The sequence below is a fragment of the Acidovorax sp. KNOB132 genome (assembly GCF_057541515.1).
This window is the reverse complement of the sequence record NZ_BAAJYT010000528.1, coordinates 1-1,276: the sequence shown is the minus strand read 5'-3', so window position 1 is coordinate 1,276 and position 1,276 is coordinate 1. Positions and strand designations below refer to the sequence as shown.

Sequence of the window (1,276 nt, the reverse complement as noted above, 5' to 3'; positions counted from 1 at the left end):
GCCGCCGGCGCGGGGGGGCAGGTCCGCCGCGGCGCCCTGCCATTCCCAGGCCTGGGTGCCGGGCGGCTGCACGTAGTCGCCCGGGTCGCGCCAGTCGCCGGCGGCCAGGTGCTCGCGCACCTTGAGCACGCTGAACATGCCGCCCATCTCCAGCGGGCCGTAGGGGCCGGTGCCGGTCATCATGGGCAGGGTGTTCTCGGGCAGCGGCATCTCCATGGCGCCCATGTCGGCCATGCCGCGCTCGCCCATCACCATGTAGTCGGGCACGATCTTCTGGATCTTCGCCACCAGCCCCCGGTGGTCCACGCCGATCATGGTGGGCACGTCGTGGCCCATGGCGCCCATGGTGTGGTGGCTCTTGTGGCAGTGCACGGCCCAGTCGCCGGGCTCGTCGGCGACGAACTCGATCTGCCGCATCTGGCCCACGGCGATGTCGGTGGTCACCTCGGGCCAGCGGGCGCCGGGGGGCACCGCGCCGCCGTCGGTGCCGGTCACCTCGAATTCGTGGCCGTGGATGTGGATGGGGTGGTTGGTCATGGTGAGGTTGCCCACGCGCACCCGCACCCGCTCGCCGCGCCGGGCCACCAGCGGGCTGATGCCGGGGAACACGCGGCTGTTCCAGGCCCAGATGTTGAAGTCGGTCATCTCGTTCACGCGCGGCGTGCGCGTGCCGGCCTCCACGGCGAAGGCGTTGAGCAGGAAGGCGTAGTCGCGGTCGGCCGTGGCGATGAGCGGGTGGCGCCCGCGCGCATCCAGCCGCGGGTGGGTGATCCACAGGCCCATCAGCCCCATGGCCATCTGCGTCATTTCGTCGGCATGCGGGTGGTACATGAAGGTGCCCGGGCGCCGCGCGGTGAACTCGTACACGAAGGTCTTGCCCGCGGGAATCGCCGGCTGGTTCAGGCCCGAGACGCCGTCCATCCCGTTGGGCAGGCGCTGGCCGTGCCAGTGCACGCTCGTGTGCTCGGGCAGGCGGTTGGTGACGAAGATGCGCACCCGGTCGCCCTCGACCACCTCGATCGTGGGCCCGGGGCTCTGCCCGTTGTAGCCCCACAGGTGGGCCACGAAGCCGGGTGCGAACTCGCGCACCACGGGCTCGGCGACCAGGTGGAATTCCTTCACGCCGGCGTTCATGCGCCAGGGCAGGCTCCAGCCGTTCAGGGTGACCACGGGGCGGAACGGGCGCCCGGTGGTCGGCGCGGGCGGCACGGCGGTGTCGGCCGATCCGTGCTGGGGGATTTCGGGCAGCGCGGCCAGGGCGGCGCGGCCCACGGAG

The 1,276-nt window shown here is 72.2% G+C and carries 1 protein-coding gene; it reads right to left on the bottom strand.

The window, feature by feature from the left end:
* On the bottom strand, nt 1-1,276 hold a 1,276-nt coding region (locus AC27IO_RS24360; RefSeq protein ID WP_498741233.1), incomplete at both ends, for a multicopper oxidase domain-containing protein.